Below are 21,568 nucleotides of genomic sequence, written 5' to 3' on the forward strand. Positions count from 1 at the left end.
AATGAAGGGAGGGGGAAAGACAGGCCATATGGCGCGCGCGCAGGGCAGGCAGCGGGAGGAAGAAACCAGCAAGAAGGCGGGGCCGCCGATGATGCAGCGCTCGCGGGCACAGATCGCCACGTCATACGCACCTGGGGTTCTCATGACCTGGGAAGGCGGGCGCGGGATCTGCAAATCGGTGCCCATCAGGCAACCCTTCGCAGAAAAACTTCCGCGCAATGTCAGCGACACCATCTTCGAGGGTGTCAAGCAATTCGCGCAGAGTTGGCATGTTCGGGCGCGAGAGGCATGTCCAACCGCACCCGATGAATTCATTCTCGATGAGGCCTTCTACGACATCGAGACTGGAGAAATCGCCGTAGATCAGGCGCAATTCGTGCTGAACCAGCCAAACCTCATCGGCTACGTGCCTTATCCTCTGCTCTTCCAATGCGGGGAATGTGGCAGAGTTCACGAGTTCAAGAGCGTCGCCGAGCTGGCGAAGAAGAAGCTTCCCGCCGCATGCAAGGACCATCCTTCACGGTGGACGCAGGTCGATGTCGTGTATGCCCACTGGTATGGCACGATACAGCCGCTCAGCCCGTATAACTGGACGGTGAGCGACGACGGGAAGGAAGTGCGACAGATAGAGCGGTGCACGTGTGGCTGGCAGCAGTTCATCCTGAGAAACAAGGCACCCGTTTTCTCCGAATGGAAGTACGTCTGCGAAAGCTGTGGCACACAGCGCGATCTCAAGAAGGCTGAGAAGGACGTCTTGCAGACGCTGAAGATCGACAGCCTCAAGCCGGGCGGTCAGTCGTTCGAGTTCATCCAGGTCGACATGCTGCCGGTGTCATATCGAGCGAGCAGCACCTTCTATCCCCAGAGAGGCAGCTTCATCGAAGTGCGGGAGACGAAGGTCGTCCAGTTGATGAAACCGGACAGGAAGGATGAGCTTCTTCAAAAACTCGCTTCCATCCACTCCATCCCATACGAGGAACCCTCCGACGCAGAGATAGAGCAGGCGCTCATTCGCGAACAGAGACAGAACGAGTGGAGCGAGTATCAAAACGCCCGCAACATGATAAAAACCTTTACCGCCGGCTCCGCATTGACCCAAAGCTTCGAGGAAGGGGTCAGGCGTCTGAGGGAGAAATGGTTCTCGGATGGCGTCATCGAGCGGGGTCGGCTCGCAAGTGACGAAATCGTGGTCGCTGTCGACGCGCGCCAGGAATGGGCCCAGAAGTTTGACCCGATCCGCCTTACCGTCGAGCACGCCGCGTTCGTTGAAGAACACATCCGGGAGGGGCAGCGAGGGCTTCGCAAGACGGCGATAGACGTGACGGAGCCGGATATCACCCTGCACGAGAAAGCTGGGATCGCTGAAGAACTGAGGCGCTACCAGGCCGATGTCCGGGGCATACTCAAGTCAACCGGTATCAGCGAAATGTTCCTTCTTCGAAGCTTGCCCATCTGCGAGTACAGCTTCGGGTTCACCAGGGTTTCGGCGACACCCGTCTATGAACGCGAGTCCAACAACCGCAGAGTCCCAATGCCCGTTCGATTAGTGGCCTTCGATAGCATGAAGGGCGGCGGGCGGCCAATCTATGTGACCCAACAGAAGAACGAAGCTCTCTACATCAGGCTGGACGAGCAGCGAGTTCTCCGATGGCTTGAACGAAACGGAGTTTCCGGCCTTCCGGCCGACGGTGCCAGTCTGGCCCGCAGATACCTTGAGACATACAGTGATTTCGGTCAGTTCCTGGATCGTTTCAAGGACAGGGAGAGGCAGGGGATGTCACGAGAGCTTGCGCCCTACGTGTTCATGCTCCTGCATTCCATGTCACACCAGCTCATTCACTCTCTCGCTGACGCGTCCGGGTTGGACAGGGATGGCATCGGCGAATACATCTTCCCGGCGGACCTCGCCTTAACGATCTACCGCAAAGGCATGACTGCCGACCTCGGCAACATCTCCGCGATGTGGCGCAACCACGCTATGGATTTCCTCAGGCGGTCGATTGAGCTGCGCATGTTGAGATGCGGCTCTGGCAGTCTTTGTGACAGCCGAGGAGGCGCGTGCCCCGCTTGTATCATGGTTAGCGAGGTGTCGTGCAGCGCATCGAACCTGCTTTTGTCGCGGTCGGTCCTCAAAGGCGGCCCGGCGCCGCAGTGGGAGGCGCTGGGTTCTCCAGATATCGTCGGCTACTTCGACAAGGACCTTAACCCATGACAACTGTTCCGCTTGCACCTCAAGGCACTGCTCGTCGCGTAGTGACCATGCCGCCGTCGCCCAGCCGCATCGAGCGGGTGCTTGAGAGGAATCCCGCAAGCGCGCTCCTGGCTTTCACTCAGGAGGAATGCCCTTTTGCGGGACATGACGCTGCAGCCGAGAACTGGCTCAGGCATCACACGTCTCCGTATATGAGAAGCTGCTTGCAGCCCCTGAAATCGGTTAGAAGCAGCGTTCGAACTCTACGCTTCCCAAACTCGGTCGTTTGATAGCCGAATGCATTGATGGAAGCTCGCCCAGGGAGCTGAGCTGTCGAACGACAAAAGTGACCGATGCGTCAAAGGAAACTGCGCTGAACTTCGAATAAAACCCTGAATTTCCACTGAAAGTTTAATGCCTAATATTCGCCGAACGCCACTGGAACACGGCGTGTACGAAAGAGCATTTCTAACCCATTCGGAGTATCGAACATTTTGACCGGTCTTCTCAGGAAGGTCGCCTATCGGTTGATAACAGGGGAATTAAGCGAAGAGCTGAAGAGAACGATCAGAGAACGGAGTATTTCGCGAACTTAGGCTCGAAAACCCTACAGATTTCAGGGTCTCGGGTATGAGCGTTTTAAAGACCCCGTTCCCCCGGACGCCCAGATCCATTGCGGAACTTTTGAGCGGCAGCAGGAATGTGGGCTCAAAGAAACCCGTACCATGCCTGGGTTCCGAATTCTCCAGGTCATCCTGATCGGTGCCCTCTGCCTTCAGTTTTTCAGTCTGCACGGTACTCTCGGAGCGACCGCGTATGTCGATCGCCATGGCCCCGCCGTCTGCACAAAGTCTCAGTGCTGTGCCGTTCTATCATGGGGATGCGGCGGAAAGGGCATCCTCCTGTCGCTCGGCTATAGAAACCTTCGGCGCGCATCCCTTGCCATACGGCGGACGCACCAGCGAGCATACAGCGACCCCACCAACGAGCCCAGCAGCTTGCCCGCGAGCGTGCCCGGATAGTCGTAGTCGATGAACACGCGCTGCCTCGGAGCCGCGCCGTCGGGCTCGATCTCAAATTCCATCCGGTAGGTTCTGATGACTAGCAGGTCCTGATCGATGACCGTCTCGCCGCGCGGCTGCCAGTCTGCCAATGCGTCGGTGCGGCGGTCGGTCGCAACTTTCCGTGAGCGTCTTCCAATGAGCGCCGCGCTATGCAAGCATAAGTTCATGTTCGTAGTCGTCGCGCTCCGGCGTTTTTTTTGTGTCTTAGCGTTGCTCGGGGTCGTGCTTGGTCCCGTGAGCGTTGGCACGGCTGCGAGCGCCATGGCTCTTACGCCCGATATGCAGATGGACGAGACGACAGGCATGGACGACATGTCCTGTTGCCCGGAGCCGCAACCAGCCCAGAAGAATGATTGCGGAAAGACGTGTCCTCTCGCACTCGTCTGCTCTTCGATTATTCTCGCGCACGGCAGCAAGGCAAATAGCTGGCGCATCGATCTGTCGGCACGCGAACTGTCGCATCCGATCCTCCAGGAAAACCTCCTGCCGTCTGCGCTCGTCGAACCGCCAGCGCGACCTCCCAAAGCCTGATTTCACCCTCCGATCCACTGGATTCGCTCTGCCTGCACGGCGGAGGTTTCCGACATCGTATTTTTTAAGGGACGCGGCTGCGCGCCCGTCCTGGGTGAGATTTCAATATGACCGCAAAGGTGATTTCTGCGAAGGCAATCTTCGCGTCGCTGGCGATCGCGCTGGCTTCGACTACTGTTTCCCACGCCGCAGCGACGGACTATGAATTCAAGCTTGTCGAGTCCGAAGTGACCCACGGACCGGAGGCGACGGTCGCCGTCCGCCTCGTCGACAAGAGAACTGACGAACCCGTCTCCGACGCCGTGATCTTCACGACCCGCATGGACATGGCACCGGAAGGCATGGAGGCGATGACCACCCCGGTCGAGGCCATGGCTTCGACGGAACCCGGTGTCTATAGATTCAAGACCAACCTCAGCATGGAGGGCGGCTGGCGTTTGAAGCTGGCTGCGAAGGTCCAGGGCGAGACCGAAACCGTCCAGGGCGAACTGGTGCTGCAGGCCACGCCGTGAAACCCGTCAAATTCCTGCTCCTCGTTAGCGCCCTCGCCGTTGCCGGCGGGGGAGGCTACTTGGCGGGCACGCGCGGCTTCGCCACCGATTTCAGCAAACTCTTCTCCGAGCAGACGCTCGGGGGAACCATGCAGCCTGCGGTCATGCCGACGGGCAATGTCATCTATTACCGTCACCCGGACGGCTCGCCGGAATACTCGGCCACACCGAGGGAGACTGCCGACGGGCGGGCTTTCGTCGCCGTGCGCGAGAGCGAGGACGTATCCTTCGACACAAGGAAGAAGGCCGTTCCAAAGAGGTCGGAAGTCTCAGACGCGGCCGCCGAGCGCAAGGTTCTTTACTACCGCAATCCGATGGGCCTTCCCGATACCTCCAAGGTGCCGAAGAAGGACTCGATGGGCATGGATTACCTTCCGGTCTATGACGGCGAGGAAGCGGACAGTTCCGTCGTCAAGGTCTCGCTCGGCAAGCTCCAGCGGACCGGAGTGAAGACGGCGACGGCAGTGAGTGGCGTCGTCAGCCGCGAGGTGCGTGTGCCGGGAACGATCACCTTCGACGAGCGCCTGGTACGGATCGTTTCGATGCGGGCAAACGCCTTCATCGAGGGCGTCGCCGATGTGACGACCGGCGACCGGGTGCTGAAGGGCGACGAGCTCTTCCAGTTCTTCTCGAAGGACATCGCCAAGGCGGGAGCGGAGTACGCGACGGAACTGCGCAGCGGCGGCAAACCGGACCTCGACATCGGCGGCGCGCTGCAACTGCGCAATCTCGGCGTGCCAGAGGAAACGATAAAGGCCATCGCACGAAGCCGGACGGTTCCCCGAAGTATCGCGTATCTGTCGCCAGGCGACGGCGTGGTACTCGAGCGCGGCGCGACGACGGGCATGATGGCCGAGGCTGGCGACATCCTGTTCAGGATCGCTGACACGTCGAAGGTGTGGGTGATCGCGGATGTGCCCGAGTTCGATGCCGCGAGCATCCGCAAGGGCGCGCACGCCACGGTCCGCGTGCGGAACCTGCCGGGCAAGGTGTTCCACGGCACGGTCGACCTGATCTATCCCGAACTGCAGACGCAAACGCGCACGGCGAAGGTGCGGATCGAGCTCTCGAACGCCGAAGGCCTGCTGCTCGCCAACATGTACGCCGAAGTCCAGATCGCGTCGGGTGGCATCGCGCCGGTCGTCGCGGTGCCCAACAGCGCCGTCATCGATACGGGTGACCGACAGGTGGTGTTCGTCGACAAGGGCGAAGGTCGCTTCGAACCACGCGATGTCGCGCTCGGAGCGCGCGGCGACGAGCGTACGGAAATCAGGAAAGGGATTGAAGCGGGAGAGAAGATCGTCGTTTCGGCGAACTTCCTGCTCGACGCCGAGAGCAATCTCAACGCGGCGCTGAACGCGCTCACTGCTGGCGAGGTGAAGCCATGATTGCCAACGTCATCGCCTGGTCGGCCCGCAATCTGGTACTGATCATCGTCGGAGCCGCGCTGTCGATCGCCGCGGGCGTGTACTCCCTGCGCTCGCTTCCGCTCGATGCCATTCCCGACTTATCGGACGTGCAGGTCATCGTCTTCACCGACTATCCAGGCCAAGCGCCGCAGGTGGTCGAGGATCAGGTCACCTATCCGCTGACGACGTCGATGCTGACGGTGCCGCGGTCGAGGGTCGTGCGCGGCTTCTCCTTCTTCGGCATCTCCTTCGTCTACGTCATCTTCGAGGACGGGACCGATCCTTATTGGGCGCGAAGCCGCGTGCTCGAGTACTTGAACGCCGCCGCGAGCCGACTTCCCGAAAGCGTCTCGCCGAGTCTCGGTCCAGACGCGACGGGTGTCGGCTGGGTCTACCAGTACGCACTTGTTGCCAAGGAGCTGTCGCTGGCCGAACTGCGCTCCCTGCAGGATTGGGTAGTGCGCTTTGGCGCCTCGAAGTCCGATGGCGTCGCCGAGGTCGCGAGCGTCGGCGGCTTCGTCAAACAGTATTCCGTTGTCGTCGATCCGGCACGGCTGCGGGCCCAGAACGTGACGCTGAAGCAGATTGTCGACGCAGTGCGGGCCAGCAATCGTGACGTCGGCGGACGCACGGTCGAAATTTCCGAATTTGAGTTCATGGTCCGCGGCCGCGGCTATCTACAGGGCATCAAGGACATCGAGAACATCGTGCTGATGACCGAAGGCGGTGCACCGCTGCGCCTCGGCGACGTGGCGCGGGTGGAAACGGTCCCCGACGAGCGTCGCGGCATCACCGAGCTGAATGGCGAAGGCGAGGTCGCAAGCGGCATCGTGCTGCAGCGCGTGGGCGAGAACGCCCTCAGCGTGATTGACAATGCCAAGAAGAGCTTGGCGGCTGTCAAGGACAGTCTGCCGGCCGGCACCGAGATCGTACCCGTCTACGACCGTTCAGAGTTGATCAACGCGGCGATCGAGACGCTCAAGGGAACGCTGGTCGAGGAGTCGATCATCGTCGCCCTGGTGACGATCGCCTTCCTACTGCATGTGAGGAGCGCATTCGTCGCCATCATCATGCTGCCGATCGGTATCCTGATCTCCTTCATCGCGATGCGGACGCTCGGGATCGGGGCCAACATCATGAGCCTCGGCGGCATCGCCATCGCCATCGGTGCGATGATCGATGCGGCGATCGTCATGATCGAGAACGCCCACAAGCACCTCGAGCGCGCGCCGCCCGACAAACCCAGAGCCGAAGTCCTGATCGAAGCGGCGAGCGAGGTCGGCCCAGCGCTCTTCTTCAGCCTGCTGATCATCACCGTGTCCTTCCTGCCGATCTTCACACTGGAGTCGCAGGAGGGGCGGCTGTTTGGACCGCTTGCCTTCACGAAGACTTTCGCCATGGCGGCGGCCGCGCTGCTGTCGGTGACGCTCGTTCCCGCGTTGATGGTCATGTTCGTGCGCGGACGGATCGTGCCAGAACACAAGAACCCGCTCAACCGCTTCCTGATTTGGAGTTACCGCCCGATCATCGCCGGGGTGCTGCAGGCGAAGACGATCACAATACTGCTCGCGGTCGCGGCACTCGCCGCAACGGTTTGGCCGGCGCGTCAGATCGGCAGCGAGTTCATGCCGACCCTCAACGAAGGGACGTTGTTGTACATGCCGACGACACTGCCCGGCCTGTCAGTAACCAAGGCGGGCGAGCTGATGCAGACGCAGGATCGGATCATCAAGTCTTTCCCAGAGGTCGAGACGGTCTTTGGCAAGGCAGGCAGGGCGCTGACCGCCACCGACCCGGCCCCGACGGAGATGCTCGAGACGATCATTACCCTCAAGCCCAAGTCAGAATGGCGGCCGGGTATGACCATCGACAGCCTGAAGCGGGAGATGGACGCGGCGTTGCAGTTCCCCGGTGTCTCAAACGCCTGGACCATGCCGATCCGTGCCCGCATCGACATGCTGTCGACGGGTATCCGCACGCCCGTCGGTGTTAAGGTCTACGGAACCGATTTCAAGGAGATGGAGCGGGTGGCGCGCGACGTCGAGACTGTGCTGAAGGCTGTTCCCGGAACCTCCAGCGCTTACGCCGAGCGTGTGATCGGCGGCTACTTCCTCGACATCGTTCCAGACCGCACCGCACTCGGGCGCTATGGTCTCAGCATCGGCGACGTCCAGGATGTCATCGCTACGGCGCTTGGATCCGAGGTGGTCACCCTGACCGTCGAGGGGAGAGAGCGTTACGGCGTGGCCGTCCGCTACCCGCGAGCGTTCCGCAGCGATCCTCAGTCGATTGCGCGTGACATCGAGGTAGCACTGCCCGGCGGCGGGACGGTGCCTCTCGGAGCTGTCGCCGACGTCAAGCTCGAACGCGGCGCGACGACGATCCGGACCGAGAATGGCCAGCTTGCGGTCTATATCTTCGTTGACATCGCCGACCGTGACCTCGGCGGCTACGTTGCCGACGCGCAAGCAGCTGTAGCCAAGAGCGTATCGCTTCCTCCCGGCTACACGCTCGCCTGGAGCGGCCAGTACGAGTATCTGGAACGGGCGAAGGCGCGGCTTGCAATCGTCGTGCCGCTGACCCTCGCGCTGATCTTCCTGCTGCTCTACCTGAACTTCAAGGCATTGACCGAGACCCTCATCGTCATGCTGTCGCTGCCCTTCGCGCTGGTTGGCGGCATCTGGCTGATGTGGTGGCTGGGCTTCAACGCCTCGGTGGCGGTGGTCGTCGGCTTCATCGCGCTTGCGGGCGTGGCGGCAGAAACGGGTGTGATCATGCTGATCTATCTGGATCATGCGCTTCGCGAACGTCGTGAGGAATGCGACCGCGAACAGCGCCCCTTCATGCGGGACGACCTGCATCACGCGATCATGGTCGGAGCGGTGGAACGGGTGCGGCCAAAGATGATGACGGTCGTAGCGATCACCGCCGGGCTGGTGCCGATCCTCTGGAGCACTGGGGCCGGATCGGAAATCATGCAGCGCATCGCCGTGCCGATGATCGGCGGCATGATCTCGTCGACGGTGCTGACGCTGGCGGTGATCCCGGCAATCTACGGACTGGTGAAGGGCTGGCGTTTGCCAGCCCGCACCGACGACCGACTAGCGGTCGAAACCACCGAGATGGGCCTCAAGGAGGCGGCCGAATGAAAGATGCAACCATGCACCGAGGTCCCGGCCGGCATCGCGAGGGAGTGTTGACAATGTCGAGGCAATTCCTCCGCGTCCGGACTCGAGATGCGACACCCGAAGTGCGCAAGCGAAAGGCGCGCTGTCAGTGTGCTCCGGGAAACGGAGAGGGCAGGGAGCGCCGCCTTGACGTGTGGCAGCTACCTTGCCCAAATCCATCAATTTGAGGATGTTTTATGGACTAGATACGTCCGGCCTCGATAATTTGCCTAAGGAATGCTCGAGTTCGTTCTTCCCTGGGGTCGCCAAAAATTTGTTCAGGCGGCCCTTGTTCGAGGAGGCACCCTTGTTCAAGAAAGACAACAGTATTTGAAACCTCCCGCGCGAACTGCATCTCGTGCGTGGCCAAAATCATCGTCATTCCCTCGACGGCGAGTTCCCGAATGATGTCCAGAACTTCTGAAACAAGTTCGGGGTCGAGAGCCGACGTAATTTCGTCCAGGAGGATTGCCTCGGGCCGCATCGCGATTGCTCGAACGATTGCCACGCGCTGTTGCTGGCCGCCTGAAAGCTGATCGGGGTAGTAGTTGGCGCGGTGTTCAAGTCTCACGCGCCTGAGAAGTGCCATTGCCCTTTCTGTGGCCGCTGCGCGGGGCTCGTTCAGCAAAGTCGTCGGTGCGAAGGCTATATTTTCTACAACGGTCATATGCGGGAACAAGTTGAAGGACTGGAAAACCATCCCCACGCGCCTGCGCAAGCGGTCGACATCGACACCTGGTCCTGAGACAACGTCACCGGCGATTGAGATCGTTCCGCCATTGATTGTTTCCAAGGCGTTGATGCATCTGAGCAGGGTGGACTTCCCCGAACCGGATGCTCCGATCAAGCTGACGACCTGATGTTTTTCAACCTTTAGGTCGATCCCCTTGAGCACCTCCATTGGACCATAGTTTTTCTTGAGGTCGTTTATCTGAATGAAGGCCACAAGCTCATCCTCTTCTTGCACGAGTGGCGAGCAGGCGATCTACGAGCCGGGTTTGAGGAATTGTGAAGACGAAAAATAAGATCGCGACCACGGTGACGGACGAAAGATTAAAGCTCGTGGATGCGTAGAACTTCGCCTGATTAAATGCGTCCATGGTCCCGATGATGTTCACGAGCGCCGTATCTTTTTGGAGCCCGATGAACGAGCTCAGCAGCGGAGGAATCACGTTCCGGATAGCTTGCGGCAGGATGATGTAGCGGAGTGTCCTCACATATCCTATGCCCAGTGACCTGGAGGCGGACCATTGCGATGGGTGGATCGACTCGATGCCGGATCTGAACGTTTCCGCGATATAGGCGCTGTAAGTTGCTGTCAGCGCGACAATAGCGAAGAGGATGGGAGGAAATTCGCTAACGACGGGAATATTCGCAAGCGGAAGGCCGAATCCCACTAGGTAGATAACGATGACTGCCGGAACCGCCCGAAAGAGATCGATATAGGCGACCGCGAGAAATCGAATTGGAGCACCGGCCCGGCCCGGCATCATCCGCGCAACCGCCAATGCAAGACCGAAAATCATGACGAGAATTTGTGCGACAATCGCCATGGCGATGTTCACGAGGAATGCCAATGACACATCTTGCAAGCTTGCCAACATCACGTCCGGCCGGAGGAACGTCTTCTGCACCGCCCCGTCGTTCATGACAACAAGCATCACCGCAGTGCAAGCGATGAGCAGGGTTGCGGAAAGGCCAAAGCAGACCAAGCTTTCCTGCCGCGACCGATCAGACAGTGCGCGAGCCTCTAAGATCAGGCCTGTTCGGACGCGCGCGTCGGCTTCATGAGATGCCTTGGTCGCGACGAACGAAAACCACAAAACGCCACCTGCGCAAATTACGCAAAGCAAGTTGAGTGCGTAGCAAAATCGGATCAGGCCCGGGTCGCTGGCTTGAGCGACCGCGAGTTGACACATCAGGTGAGTGAGGATGGCAACGGCGCTGCTGGATAAAACAGCGCCATATGCGAGTTGTCTGCTAGGCCGAGGTGGCGACAAGGCGTGGCCATGCGCGCTGGCGTCTAAAACTATGCTGGCCATGCTATTTTGCTTCCCAGAACGGGACTTCGTCAGGATTGCCACCGAACAACGGCGCCAAGTATTGCCGCGTCAAATCCGCAATCGAGCCGTCTGATTGCATGCTCGTTACCGCCTCATCTACCGCATTGAGGTTTGGTGAGCCTTTTGGAAGAACTACGCCATAGGACTGGCCCAGCTTGAATTGACCGGGAACGACGAGGGCGCCGTTGCTGGCTTTCACGGCTGTCAAGGTGAGCGCAGTGTCAGTGATGACCGCGTCGACTTGCTTCGCTGTTAGGGCGGTAACCGCGTCTGCTTGGCTCTGGAACAAAAAGGGTTGATTGTCGGGTTTCAGAGTGTTCATCACCCATTCGGCACCCATGTTGCCTTGCAAGACACCTATCCGCTTCGCGCGGATGTTTTCCGAGCTGACATCATCCCCGGCTCTGATCGCAACCCCCAAGTTGGAAGCGAAGTAGGGCGCCGAGAAATCCATGACCGCGCGGCGCTCATCAGTGATCGTCACGGCGGCCATGGCAATGTCATAGCCGCTGGCAGCGCCTGAAATGAATTGATCCCAAGCCACGTTTCGCACCTCAACGCGCGACAGCCCGGCACGATGTGCAATTTGAGCGGCTAAGCAGTATTCAAACCCGCTCTTGATGTCGTCGGGCCTCATCCCATTCCACCAGCCGGGTGATGGAAGGACAGTTGTGACGACGAGTGTTTCTTCTTGAAGGGGTGTGAACTTGATACTTCCTGCAGCACCAGTCACTTGGCAATCACCAAACTGCTCAGCGGGCTGAGCTAACACAGTGGACCATCCACACACCGCAACGGCAACGCCTGCTATGATAACCTTCATGTTCATTCGCACCTCCTACTTGCGAGAAAAGTTTTGATTTTTTGGTGGGCAGTCACGCACTGCGCTACGCATATGCTTTGAGCATCGCGATCATCGCCTGCTGATCGGCCTGTATTGCTTCGGGGTGCCACTGCACGCCGATAACAAGATTGTCTCCAGCGCGTTCGACAGCCTCCACGACGCCATCGTCCGCCCGCGCTGCCACGGATAGTCCTTCTCCCAAGACCTGAACCGCCTGATGATGGGCGGAACTGATCTCGATTGCCTCAGAGCCAAAAATCGAAGCGAGATGGGTGCCGCTGATGATGTTAACCGGGTGATCAACGAAGGAAGCGCTGTTTTCAGGCGAATAGTGACGGCCCGTCGGCGGCAAATGTTGTTCCAGGCTCCCACCAAGCGCAACATTCAGCAGCTGCATGCCTCGACAAATTGCAAGGACATCCGTCCCTGTACCAACCGCGTGTCGAAGCAGGGAAATTTCGAACAAATCTCCCGCTTCATCGGGGGATGTCCTCGTATATCTACTCCGCTCGTGTCCATAGAGGTTAGGATGAACGTCTGCACCGCCGAGCACGACAAGTAGATCGAACCCCTTTAGGGCCGCTTCTGGGGAGACGCCGCCTTGCAACGTGTCAACGAGTTCCGCTTCTATGCCGGCGTCTGCTGCTCGAGCGATCAGATTATGGGTCAGAGTGTCCCCAAAGAGCCTGCTTTGAGGGGAATGGTATGGGTAGTCAAATGTGGAACAAGCAATGAGCGCTCGCTTGGGCGCTGTTGATCGCATTCGTCCTCTCCTGTATGATTGGATTTCATACATATAACATCTAGAGGTTAAATGCAATACAAGTTTCTGACACCACTGGACTCTGCTGGTAGGAGCGCGCCGGAGGTAATCTTTGGGCGTTTGAGCGAAGCGATTGCGACAGGGGAGTTGCAGCCGGGTGATCGGTTGCCCAGCGAGGCGGATCTAGCGAACGCCTTCGGTGTTGCGGTCATGACGCTGCGACGCGCGCTTGAGACGTTGCGCGAGGTAGGTCTCATAGAAACCAAGCGTGGCCGCTTCGGAGGCAACTTCGTCAGCTTGAATGCGGCGGAAAATTTCTCTCATTTGTCGAAGACGATGAGTTATTCCCGCAAGGAAGTGCGGGAGTTGGCGGACTGGCGCCGGGCCGTGTCGGGCGAGGCCTGCTATCTTGCCGCTGAAAGAGGCGAGCAGGCTGACTTCGATGCGATCCGGGAAGCCTCGCTGGAGTTCGACCGTTCGATCTCAAAGCACGATGCGATGCGGTTAGCTGACGCAAAGCTTCATTTGCTCATATCCTCGGCCGCTCGGTCCGGACGGCTTCACCGCGAGGAATCCAGCATTCAAGCTGAACTCAGCCGACTTCTATCGAGCAATCCTTACTCCGACCCCTGGCGTCTGAATTTGGAGGGACTTCATTCTGGCCTCATAGTGGCAATAGCGGAGCGACAGAGCGATCTCGCAAGGCGGGAGCTGATCGCCCATGTCGAAAGCACCTTTAACTGGATGGTCGCACTTCTACCTGAATGACAAACGCCATAATGTTACAGGGCGTGGGCTGTGGACACCTGGTCGTCTGATTGTAGGACTCACGTGCCCGGCGTGGCTCCGGTGCTGGTAAGGCAGCTACGCGCGGTGTCAGAGGTCGGCGACGACGCCATCTTCGCAGATCGCTTTGCGACGAGGAGATATTGCTTTCCTAGGTTCAGGTTCCCAACCTGGCGAGGGGAAGTTTCGGACCTTTTGGCCCCAGGGGCAGATCGACCCGCGGCGATGGTATGCGGGTTCATTCCGCGCGATGTGCGGTTGGCGTGTGACCAAAATGCCGTTTGAACGTTGCGCTGAATGCACTCTCCGAGGAGAAGCCCAGTCTTTCCGCCACGCGGGATATCGCTGCCTTTGTATGACGAAGTTCCCGACTTGCGAGCTGCATGCGCCAGCTTGCGAGATACTCGAGCGGCGATGTTCCGACGAGCTTCTTGAAGCGAAGCGCCAGATTTGCACGCGACATCCCGGCGATCGATGCCAGATCCGGCAAGGACCATCGCCGCGCCGGATCCGAATGCATCGCCTCGAGAACCCGGCCGATGCGCGGATCATGCAGGGCGCCGACCCAGCCGGAATTGATCCCTTTGGTTTCGGAAAGGCACGATCTGATGCCCTCGACGAACATCAGGTGCATGAGGTGAGACGGCAGCGACCTCGAGCCGGGCCGCGCATCAGAGACCTCGCGGACAAGCTTTTCGATCAGCCATCTGAGATCGCTGGCAAGCGTGCTTCCCGCCGAAACATGAATCACAGACGGCAAGACATCGGCGAGCAGTCCAGCCGCGGCTTCGTCAATCGTCATCTTGCCACCAAGCACGAGGAAATCATCCTTGGCGCCGAAGCGGGCGATATTGCCCTCTTGATCGGCGAACGCGACGCTGGCCGGGGTGGCTTCGAGTGAGAGATCGCTTGCCAGCGTGAAGCCGATGCTTCGCGTCAGGATGAAGCAATCCCCCTCCACCATCGGAATGGGATCTTCTATGCCGTCTACCGCCAGCCAAGCCTTCCCCCGTATGACTGCGTTGAACTTCAAGCCGTCGAAGTGATCGATCCTTACCGACCAATCACCCCCTGTCACTAGGCCAACGGAGAGGTGGCTGGTTGCATCGACAAGCGCCAGGACATCGGAAAGGATATCTGCCATCGTTGGACTGTAGGAACATTCTTTTGGATGATCTCGCATGGATAGTCCAACTTCACTGTGTTCTTGTCCAGTCCGATTTCGAAAGGACTAAAGCCATGAGAACACCTCAATTACCGATCGGGTCCGGATTTGGCCCTGCGAGCACCGCTATGGACGTAGTGGCCGGTATCGACCTTTCCGGCAGGACGGCCATCGTCACTGGCGGTTATTCCGGCCTTGGCCTGGAAGCTGTCCGCGCCTTGGCCCATGCGGGCGCACGCGTCATCGTCCCGGCACGAGATGCTTCCCGAGCGCACCAAGCCACCGACGCCATTGACGGCGTTGAAATCGATGTCCTCGATCTGCTGGTCCCTTCCTCTATCGACGCTTTTGCCGACAGGTTCCTGCAAAGCGGCAGAGCGCTCGACATCCTGGTCAACAATGCAGGCATCATGGCGACGCCCCTAACCCGCGACAGCCGTGGCTACGAGGCACAGTTTGCAACCAATCACCTCGGGCATTTCCAATTAACTCTTCGATTGTGGCCTGCGCTGCGAAAGGCGGGTTCGGCGCGGGTCGTGTCAGTCTCCTCCGGTGGCCACACGATTTCGCCTGTGGATTTCTCCGACATCGGTTTCAATCAGCGCGCGTATGACAAATGGATCGCATATGGGCAGGCAAAGTCCGCTAACGTGCTCTTTGCCGTCGCTTTGGACAAACGCGGCATGAACCACGGTATCCGCGCTTTCTCCCTTCACCCAGGCACCGTTCTCAGCCCGCTCGCGCGCCATCTCAGCGAGGCGGAAATCGCAAGCTTCAACGTCCGAGATGCACTGGGTGAAGCAATTATCGATCTCGAGCGGGACCTAAAGACCGCGGAACAGGGGGCCGCGACCACCGTCTGGTGTTCGAGTAGCCCGGCGCTCACCGGTATGGGCGGAGTCTATTGTGCAAATTGCGAAATCGCCCACATCAACACTGGCGGCGATACATCGGGTGTGAACGCCTGGGCCGTGGACGAGGCAGCGGCCGAGCGCATATGGAAACTGAGCGAACAGATGACCGGGGCCACGTTGGTGTAGCTGCTCAATCCCGTTCAATAGAACCAGCCGAACTGGTACATGTCCCGGATAAATGCGGCGGTTTCGAATAATAAATTATTGCCAGCATTGTGCTGGGAGGCTGCCGGGTTGTTTTGTGGCTCCCCAGCATGAATGGTTGACATCGCAAGGCTATATGAATTTCCCCGCTTTGCGTGAATTCTATTCGCGTCGTGCGTGTTGAGGCTTTGAGGTGTTGACCGTTCGAAAAAATATAGTCGATAATATTTTGGAAGGCGTAGCTGCCGGTAGAAACTGAAAAAACGAAGAGGATTTGGAATGTTCAACGGTCTCGATCTGCCGGAGCTGAAGCGTCGTGAATCGGAGATTTTCGTCAAGTGCTGGGAGCGTAAGTGGGTCCTCGATGCTGCGGGTATCCCGGCGACCCACGACAAGCTCTTTTGCCTTTGGAAATGGCAGCTCGAGGAGATCGAAGCGGTCAGGAATTCCGCTGCTGCGTGACCGCGGCGGCCACCGCCATTTAATTCCGGGATCGCACTTCAGGAAGTGCGTGAACTGCCCATCCCTGCGGCAAGAGCTGCAACTAATTTTGAGCCACGACTATCGCGTTAGACATCCATGGCGCGATCGCCACCAGTTGGGGCATATAGTTCTTTTGTATTGCGCGACGGCAAAGCGTCGAAAGCTGCCTTGAAAACCCACCCAGTTCACCGCGGCGCACCACGAGATAGATGTGCCGCGAGAAACCTGCTCCGGGCATCTGAAGCACCTGTATCGCCGGCGCGAGCGCCACACATTTTCGCACACATACAGGCGTAAGGATTGACCATCCTATCCCCGCAGCCACAAGGCTGACGATGGATTCGATGGTCTCGCAGGAAAAGGCATGCGGGACTTCCAAACGCATGCGGCGGAACTGCTGCTCCACCCGTAGTGCAATCCCCGACGTGGTGCCCGATCGGATCATTGGATACCGCATGGCGAAGTTGCGGAACTCAGCTTCGTCACCGAACGGCGGTTCCCCCCTTGAGACCAGCACGACAAACTGCTCCTGAAAGAGCTCAAACCGCTCGAAGCCGTCGACGTCGTCGAACGGATCAGCCGAAACGACGGCGTCGAGTTCCCGTTTCAGCAAACGGTGGCGGAGGGGCTCCATGAAGCCGGTGGCAACCGATATCGACGCCACCCTGTCTCGAAGCGACTTTATGAGGAGTGGCACGAGTGGATCGGAAAGGGAGTCGATCAGTCCAAGCCTTAGTTTCGGGATAATTCCCACGTCGGCGTTCTGCAAAAGGGTAGGGATTGCTGTCGCCTCCGAAAGCAGATGCTCGGCGGCGCTCACAAGTCGTTGGCCCGCGAGCGTGGGTCTCACCGGACGAGATCCTCGTTCAATCAGCGTGACGCCGAGGCGCTGTTCCAGATTTGAGATCTGGCGCGAAACGGCTGGCTGCGTCAGTCCCGTTTGGACGGCCGTGACGGTCATGCTTCCCGTCTTGCAGACCGTCACGAAAATCTCGAGCGACTGGAGATCAAATCCGAGCCGACGGGCGACCATTTGATCCGAAACGGGCGGTTTCATCGTGTGATCTGTCCATACTATTACTTTGTTGCATGTAGTTCAGAAATGTCGGTAATCGTCAACTCTACGATTTCGAGTTATTGCTTAGGTGAGCTGCATCCTGCGATGCTCCATATCGCATTGATAATACGTTATCTTTGTTGATTTCTGTGTGCCGTCCACGCTCAATTTCAACGCGGAATTCGAAGAACGGCGACGTTCAGCAAGAAATGTCCTGAATTCATTGTGTTTGCGCCTGAACAGGGCGTTGGGTATCTCGGGTCCATGGTTTTGGAGGAACGACCAGATGCTTAACAGACGAACATTCGCAATGATGGCTCTAACCTTAGCGTGCGCGATTTCCAGCGCCAGCGCCGGTTCGGCAGAGACGACGCTTGAGAAAATTCAGCGCACGAAGAAGGTGACCGTCGGCACCGAAGCCGCCTATCCGCCGTTCGAGTTCGTTAAGGACGGCCAGATCGTCGGTTTCGGCAGGGATCTGCTCACCGAGATCTCGAAGCAATGGGGCGTCGAGATCGAGCAGCTCGATCTACCTTTCCAGGGTATCTTGCCCGGTCTGATCGCGGGAAAGTTTGACTTCGTGGCGACATCTGTCGGCATCAATGCAGAGCGTGCCAAGCGCTACGCCTATACTCTGCCGATTGCCGACAGCACCGCCTATGCGATCAAGAAGGTTGGCAATTCGGACATCGCCACGGTGGAGGATCTCAAGGGGAAGGTCGTGGCGACGCAACTCGCTTCGGCGGTCGATCCCGTCGCCAAGGCGCTTGACGAACGTCTCAAGGCAAAGGGAGAGGGCTTTGCAGATCTGAAGCTATTCCCGACTTTCAACGACTCCTTCCTCGCGGTCGCCAATGGAACGGCCGATGCGGCGCTCGCCGGACTGCCCGTACTGCAGAACCTCATGAACGAGCGTCCAGGCATCTTTGAACTAGTTGGCAAAGCCGCCGTGGTGCCTAGCTACAACGCGTGGGTTGTCCGTCCGGAAGATCAGGACCTGCGCGACGCGATCAACGGTGCGCTCCTGACACTCAAGAAGACCGGCAAGCTCGCGGAGCTGCAGCAGAAGTGGCTGGGCATGACCTATGATCTGCCAGAGCAAGGCTACCTCCCGAAAGGTGCCCGCTGACCCCCGTCCGACCGGTCTCGCGCCGTCCGCGTGACCGGTCGGTTCCCGTTCCACCACGACATTGGAGGAAACGTCGATGGACTTTAGCGTAGCCGCTTTGAGCGGCGCCTTTCCCCAGCTCCTGCCTGCGATGGCAATTAATTTTACGATCGCCCTTGTTGCTATGGCGCTCGCACTCGTCGGCGGTACATCGTTGACGATCCTGCGCACCCTCGGAATCGTCTGGCTGAACGGCGTGATCGCTGCCGTGATTAGTTTCATACGCGGAACGCCAATCCTCGTTCAGATCTTCCTGTTCTACTATGGGCTTCCCGCCCTCGGTCTCGACCTGTCGCCGATCGAAGCTGGCATTCTCGCCATCGCGTTCAACAGCTCAATCTTCATTACGGAGATCATGAGGGGCGGACTATCGGGCATGGATTCAGGGCCGATCGAGGCCGCCATTGCGCTCGGCATCAAGGGGAGGGTGATCTGGCGAAAAGTCATCCTACCGCAACTCTACATTCGCATCATGCCACCGCTCGTCAACGAACTCACCACGATCGTCAAAGGGACGGCTCTGCTCTCCGTAATCACCGTCGTGGAAGTACTGCGGACCGCGCAGCAAGTCGCCAACTCCTCGTTCCGACCACTCGAGACGCTTCTGGCCGCGGCCCTGATCCTGTTCGCCGTGAACTTCGTCATCAGCCAGAGCGGCAGAATTCTGGAAGGGCGCTTCGCGGCGCGGAGAGGGTGAGCTCATGACCTTCGATTTTAACGTCATCTTTGACAACTGGGCGCTGTTCGCCCGTGGCACCGTCATGACAATTCTCATCGCCGCTGCAGCCGTGGCTGTGGGTTTTGTTGTCGCCATACCGATAGCGCTCATGGCGCTGTCCCATCGCTCGCCATTGCGTTGGCTTGCGACCGCCTATGTTGAGTGGTTCCGGAACGTTCCGTTCATCGTCGTTCTCTATCTCTTCTTCTATGGACTGCCGTTCTTCAACGTTCGGCTTCCTGAAGCCGTAGTCGGCGCCATCGCGTTGGCATTCTTCGCGAGCTCATATTTTGCCGAGATCGTTCGCGGCGCGATCCTTGCTGTGCCGAAAGGCCAGATGGAAGCAGCACGCGCTATTGGCATGTCCTACCTTCAGGGACTTTGGGAGATCGTCGCCCCGCAGACGGTGCGGCTCCTTTTGCCACCATCGACCAATACCAGCATATCCATGGTCAAGGAGACATCCGTGCTCAGCACGATCACGGTCGCTGAGCTCACCTATCAGGGTCTGGTCGTCCAGGGAGAAACCTTCGCTCCTTTCGAGGTCTTTCTGACCACGGCGACCATTTACTGGGTCGTCACAGCCGCCCTGGCTCAGGTCCTACATCGCACCGAGCAGGCGTTCGGCGCCGCACAGGGCGCTCACCAGACCCGCCCCAGCCTTGCGGACAAGTATCTTCTGATTGGCGAACGGAGACCGGCATGAGCACGTCCCTTCTGAGAGTCTCTAACCTTGCCAAGAGCTTTGGGAGCGCCACCGCACTGCGCGACATCAGCTTCGACGTCGCCGCCGGAGAGGTGGTCTGCATCATAGGTCCCAGCGGCTGTGGCAAGAGTACGCTCTTGCGGTGCATCAATCATCTGACCCCCCCGGACGAAGGCTTCGTGGAGGTTGCGGGGGCTTATATCGGGCGCGAACGGGGGGCCGATGGAAGGGTCCGCATCCAGTCCCAGGGCGAAATCGATCGGATGCGGCCGAAGATGGGGTTCGTCTTCCAGCAGTTCAATCTTTGGCCCCATCTCACCGTCCTCGAGAATATCGTCAAGGGTCCGGTCAAAGTGCAGAAGCGTCCCAGGGACGAAGCGGAGGCACAAGCGCTTTCACTGCTGCAGCGCTTCGGATTGCGCGACAAGGCACACATGTTCCCATCTTCCCTCTCCGGAGGTCAGAAGCAGCGCGTAGCGATCGCGCGGGCATTGGCGATGGGACCTGAACTAATGCTTTTCGACGAACCCACCTCAGCGCTCGATCCCGAGATTGTCAAGGACGTGCTGACGTTTCTGCGGGAACTCGCGCGCTCCGGCATGACGATGGTCATCGTGACCCACGAGATAGGTTTCGCGCGCCATGTCGCCGATCGCGTGATCTTTCTCGATCGCGGCGTCGTCGCAGAGGCCGGGCCATCGAACGCTGTGCTCTCCAATCCAACGAACCCCCGCCTGCGAGAGTTTCTTTCCCAGATTGCGGCCGATCAACAATCTGTCGGCGAAGTCGCCGCGTCGGTCGCCGAACAACATATCCACTAGAAGGACAACGACATGATAAATCAGCTTACCAGCGCTCCTAAGCACGGTCACACCAGCATGCTCTATTCGAAGGTGCACACCGACCTCGACACGCTTGACGCCCATGTCGCCTTCCTCGGAATCCCCTACGGCTCCGCCTACACTATCGATGAGGTGACCAACGACCAGACACGCGCGCCGACCGCCGTCCGCCAGGCGACCGACCGGGCCGTTCGAAACCTCGACCGGTATGACTTCGATATCGGCGGGCCGCTCTATGACGGGCGCGCGATCAAGGCGGTGGATTGCGGCGACGTCGTCGGCGACCCGCAGGACCCGAGCGCTCATTATCGGAATGCCGAAGCGGCGGTTCGCAAGATTCTCGCCGCCGGGGCCCTGCCGCTGATCATCGGAGGGGATCACGGCATCCCGATCCCGGTCCTGCGGGCCTACGACGACCAGGGGCCGATCACGCTGATCCAGATAGACGCCCATCTCGACTGGCGCGATCAAATCAACGGTGTCCGCGACGGCCTGTCGAGCCCTATTCGACGCGCATCCGAGATGCCGCATGTCAAGGACATCTACCAGATCGGCATCCGCGCGCAGGGCACAGCGAGGCCCGAGGAATACGAAGCCGCCAAGGCGTACGGGTCCAATATCATCACCGCATACGAGCTGCATGATGTTGGCATGGAGGCGATCATCGATCGCATCCCTGATGGCGGTCGCTACTACGTCACGATCGATGCCGACGGTATCGATCCTTCGGTGATGCCGGCGGTCGCTGGGCCGGCGCTCGGCGGGGTGACCTATCTCCAGACGCGCAAGCTGCTTCACGGCCTCGTCCGCAAGGGTCGCGTTGTCGGTATGGATATCGTCGAGATCACCCCCTCCAAGGATGTCAACCAACTGACTGCGATCTCCGCCGGCCGGTTCTTCGTCAATCTCATCGGCGCGGCCGTTCGGGCCGACTATTTCGGGACGAAGGAGGAACTTGAGGCTGCCGCCGCCGACAAGGCCCGGCCGGTTGCGGCGGCCTGA

20 protein-coding genes are annotated in these 21,568 nt (G+C 59.2%); 13 read left to right on the forward strand and 7 right to left on the reverse strand.

What is annotated here, in order from left to right; genetic code table 11:
• The first annotated feature begins 1 nt into the window (after window position 1).
• Window positions 2-2,212 (forward strand): hypothetical protein, encoded by a 2,211-nt coding sequence (locus tag LAC81_RS30345; protein WP_223728371.1) that lies wholly within the window; start codon window positions 2-4, stop codon window positions 2,210-2,212.
• 892 nt (window positions 2,213-3,104) lie between these two features.
• Here LAC81_RS30345 and LAC81_RS30350 read toward each other — a convergent pair.
• The gene (locus tag LAC81_RS30350; RefSeq protein ID WP_223728372.1) at window positions 3,105-3,275 is read right to left on the reverse strand and encodes a hypothetical protein; all 171 of its coding nucleotides are present in this window, start codon (window positions 3,273-3,275) and stop codon (window positions 3,105-3,107) included.
• A 145-nt stretch (window positions 3,276-3,420) separates the two neighbouring features.
• On the opposite strand from LAC81_RS30350, the gene LAC81_RS30355 reads away from it, so the two are divergent.
• From LAC81_RS30355 to LAC81_RS30370, 4 genes are all read left to right on the forward strand, one after another.
• The gene (locus tag LAC81_RS30355; RefSeq protein ID WP_328717886.1) at window positions 3,421-3,786 is read left to right on the forward strand and encodes a hypothetical protein; all 366 of its coding nucleotides are present in this window, start codon (window positions 3,421-3,423) and stop codon (window positions 3,784-3,786) included.
• A gap of 107 nt (window positions 3,787-3,893) precedes the next feature.
• Entirely contained in the window at window positions 3,894-4,298 is a 405-nt protein-coding gene (locus LAC81_RS30360; RefSeq protein WP_223728374.1) for a FixH family protein, read from the forward strand.
• Window positions 4,295-5,725 carry an efflux RND transporter periplasmic adaptor subunit gene (locus tag LAC81_RS30365; RefSeq protein WP_223728375.1) on the forward strand — a complete coding sequence of 477 codons (1,431 nt, stop codon included), beginning with the start codon at window positions 4,295-4,297 and terminating at the stop codon, window positions 5,723-5,725. The genes LAC81_RS30360 and LAC81_RS30365 overlap by 4 nt, the downstream gene beginning before the upstream one ends.
• Complete coding sequence (locus LAC81_RS30370) at window positions 5,722-8,895, forward strand: efflux RND transporter permease subunit (RefSeq protein WP_223728376.1); 3,174 nt, start codon at window positions 5,722-5,724, stop codon at window positions 8,893-8,895. The genes LAC81_RS30365 and LAC81_RS30370 overlap by 4 nt, the downstream gene beginning before the upstream one ends.
• A 220-nt stretch (window positions 8,896-9,115) precedes the next feature.
• Here LAC81_RS30370 and LAC81_RS30375 read toward each other — a convergent pair whose 3' ends face one another.
• The 4 genes from LAC81_RS30375 to LAC81_RS30390 are packed head-to-tail and all read right to left on the reverse strand — an operon-like array spanning window position 9,116 to window position 12,583.
• Window positions 9,116-9,859 carry an amino acid ABC transporter ATP-binding protein gene (locus LAC81_RS30375; protein ID WP_273700223.1) on the reverse strand — a complete coding sequence of 248 codons (744 nt, stop codon included), beginning with the start codon at window positions 9,857-9,859 and terminating at the stop codon, window positions 9,116-9,118.
• A gap of 4 nt (window positions 9,860-9,863) precedes the next feature.
• Window positions 9,864-10,955: an amino acid ABC transporter permease gene (locus LAC81_RS30380; RefSeq protein ID WP_223728377.1), complete on the reverse strand. Its 1,092-nt coding sequence runs from the start codon at window positions 10,953-10,955 to the stop codon at window positions 9,864-9,866.
• Window position 10,956: 1 nt separating this feature from the next.
• Window positions 10,957-11,805: an ABC transporter substrate-binding protein gene (locus tag LAC81_RS30385; protein WP_223728378.1), complete on the reverse strand. Its 849-nt coding sequence runs from the start codon at window positions 11,803-11,805 to the stop codon at window positions 10,957-10,959.
• A 58-nt stretch (window positions 11,806-11,863) separates the two neighbouring features.
• Window positions 11,864-12,583: a gamma-glutamyl-gamma-aminobutyrate hydrolase family protein gene (locus tag LAC81_RS30390; RefSeq protein ID WP_223728379.1), complete on the reverse strand. Its 720-nt coding sequence runs from the start codon at window positions 12,581-12,583 to the stop codon at window positions 11,864-11,866.
• A gap of 51 nt (window positions 12,584-12,634) precedes the next feature.
• On the opposite strand from LAC81_RS30390, the gene LAC81_RS30395 reads away from it, so the two are divergent.
• Entirely contained in the window at window positions 12,635-13,351 is a 717-nt protein-coding gene (locus LAC81_RS30395; protein WP_223728380.1) for a FadR/GntR family transcriptional regulator, read from the forward strand.
• Between the two features lie 256 nt (window positions 13,352-13,607).
• Here LAC81_RS30395 and LAC81_RS30400 read toward each other — a convergent pair whose 3' ends face one another.
• The gene (locus tag LAC81_RS30400; RefSeq protein WP_223728381.1) at window positions 13,608-14,513 is read right to left on the reverse strand and encodes an AraC family transcriptional regulator; all 906 of its coding nucleotides are present in this window, start codon (window positions 14,511-14,513) and stop codon (window positions 13,608-13,610) included.
• Between the two features lie 95 nt (window positions 14,514-14,608).
• Here LAC81_RS30400 and LAC81_RS30405 point away from each other — a divergent pair, with 95 nt between their 5' ends.
• Window positions 14,609-15,574 (forward strand): oxidoreductase, encoded by a 966-nt coding sequence (locus LAC81_RS30405; protein ID WP_223728382.1) that lies wholly within the window; start codon window positions 14,609-14,611, stop codon window positions 15,572-15,574.
• Between the two features lie 297 nt (window positions 15,575-15,871).
• Window positions 15,872-16,054: a hypothetical protein gene (locus LAC81_RS30410; RefSeq protein WP_223728383.1), complete on the forward strand. Its 183-nt coding sequence runs from the start codon at window positions 15,872-15,874 to the stop codon at window positions 16,052-16,054.
• A gap of 82 nt (window positions 16,055-16,136) precedes the next feature.
• On the opposite strand, the gene LAC81_RS30415 is transcribed toward LAC81_RS30410, so the two are convergent.
• On the reverse strand, window positions 16,137-17,132 hold the full coding sequence (locus LAC81_RS30415) for a LysR family transcriptional regulator (protein ID WP_223728384.1): 996 nt from the start codon (window positions 17,130-17,132) through the stop codon (window positions 16,137-16,139).
• Between the two features lie 310 nt (window positions 17,133-17,442).
• Between LAC81_RS30415 and LAC81_RS30420 the strand changes: the two genes are divergently transcribed.
• The 5 genes from LAC81_RS30420 to LAC81_RS30440 all read left to right on the forward strand — a co-directional run bounded on the left by LAC81_RS30420 (window position 17,443) and on the right by LAC81_RS30440 (window position 21,568).
• Window positions 17,443-18,261, forward strand: coding sequence for a transporter substrate-binding domain-containing protein (locus tag LAC81_RS30420; protein ID WP_419195911.1), 819 nt, complete (start codon window positions 17,443-17,445; stop codon window positions 18,259-18,261).
• A gap of 76 nt (window positions 18,262-18,337) precedes the next feature.
• A complete protein-coding gene (locus LAC81_RS30425) occupies window positions 18,338-18,997 on the forward strand; it encodes an amino acid ABC transporter permease (RefSeq protein WP_223728385.1) in 660 nt (219 codons plus the stop codon).
• A gap of 4 nt (window positions 18,998-19,001) precedes the next feature.
• Window positions 19,002-19,724, forward strand: a complete 723-nt coding sequence (locus LAC81_RS30430) for an amino acid ABC transporter permease (protein ID WP_223728386.1) — start codon at window positions 19,002-19,004, stop codon at window positions 19,722-19,724.
• Window positions 19,721-20,545 (forward strand): amino acid ABC transporter ATP-binding protein, encoded by an 825-nt coding sequence (locus tag LAC81_RS30435; protein WP_223728387.1) that lies wholly within the window; start codon window positions 19,721-19,723, stop codon window positions 20,543-20,545. The genes LAC81_RS30430 and LAC81_RS30435 overlap by 4 nt, the downstream gene beginning before the upstream one ends.
• 12 nt (window positions 20,546-20,557) lie before the next feature.
• On the forward strand, window positions 20,558-21,568 hold the full coding sequence (locus LAC81_RS30440; RefSeq protein ID WP_223728388.1) for an agmatinase: 1,011 nt from the start codon (window positions 20,558-20,560) through the stop codon (window positions 21,566-21,568).

The sequence above is a fragment of the Ensifer adhaerens genome (assembly GCF_020035535.1).
In the GTDB taxonomy this organism is placed as follows: Bacteria; Pseudomonadota; Alphaproteobacteria; order Rhizobiales; family Rhizobiaceae; genus Ensifer.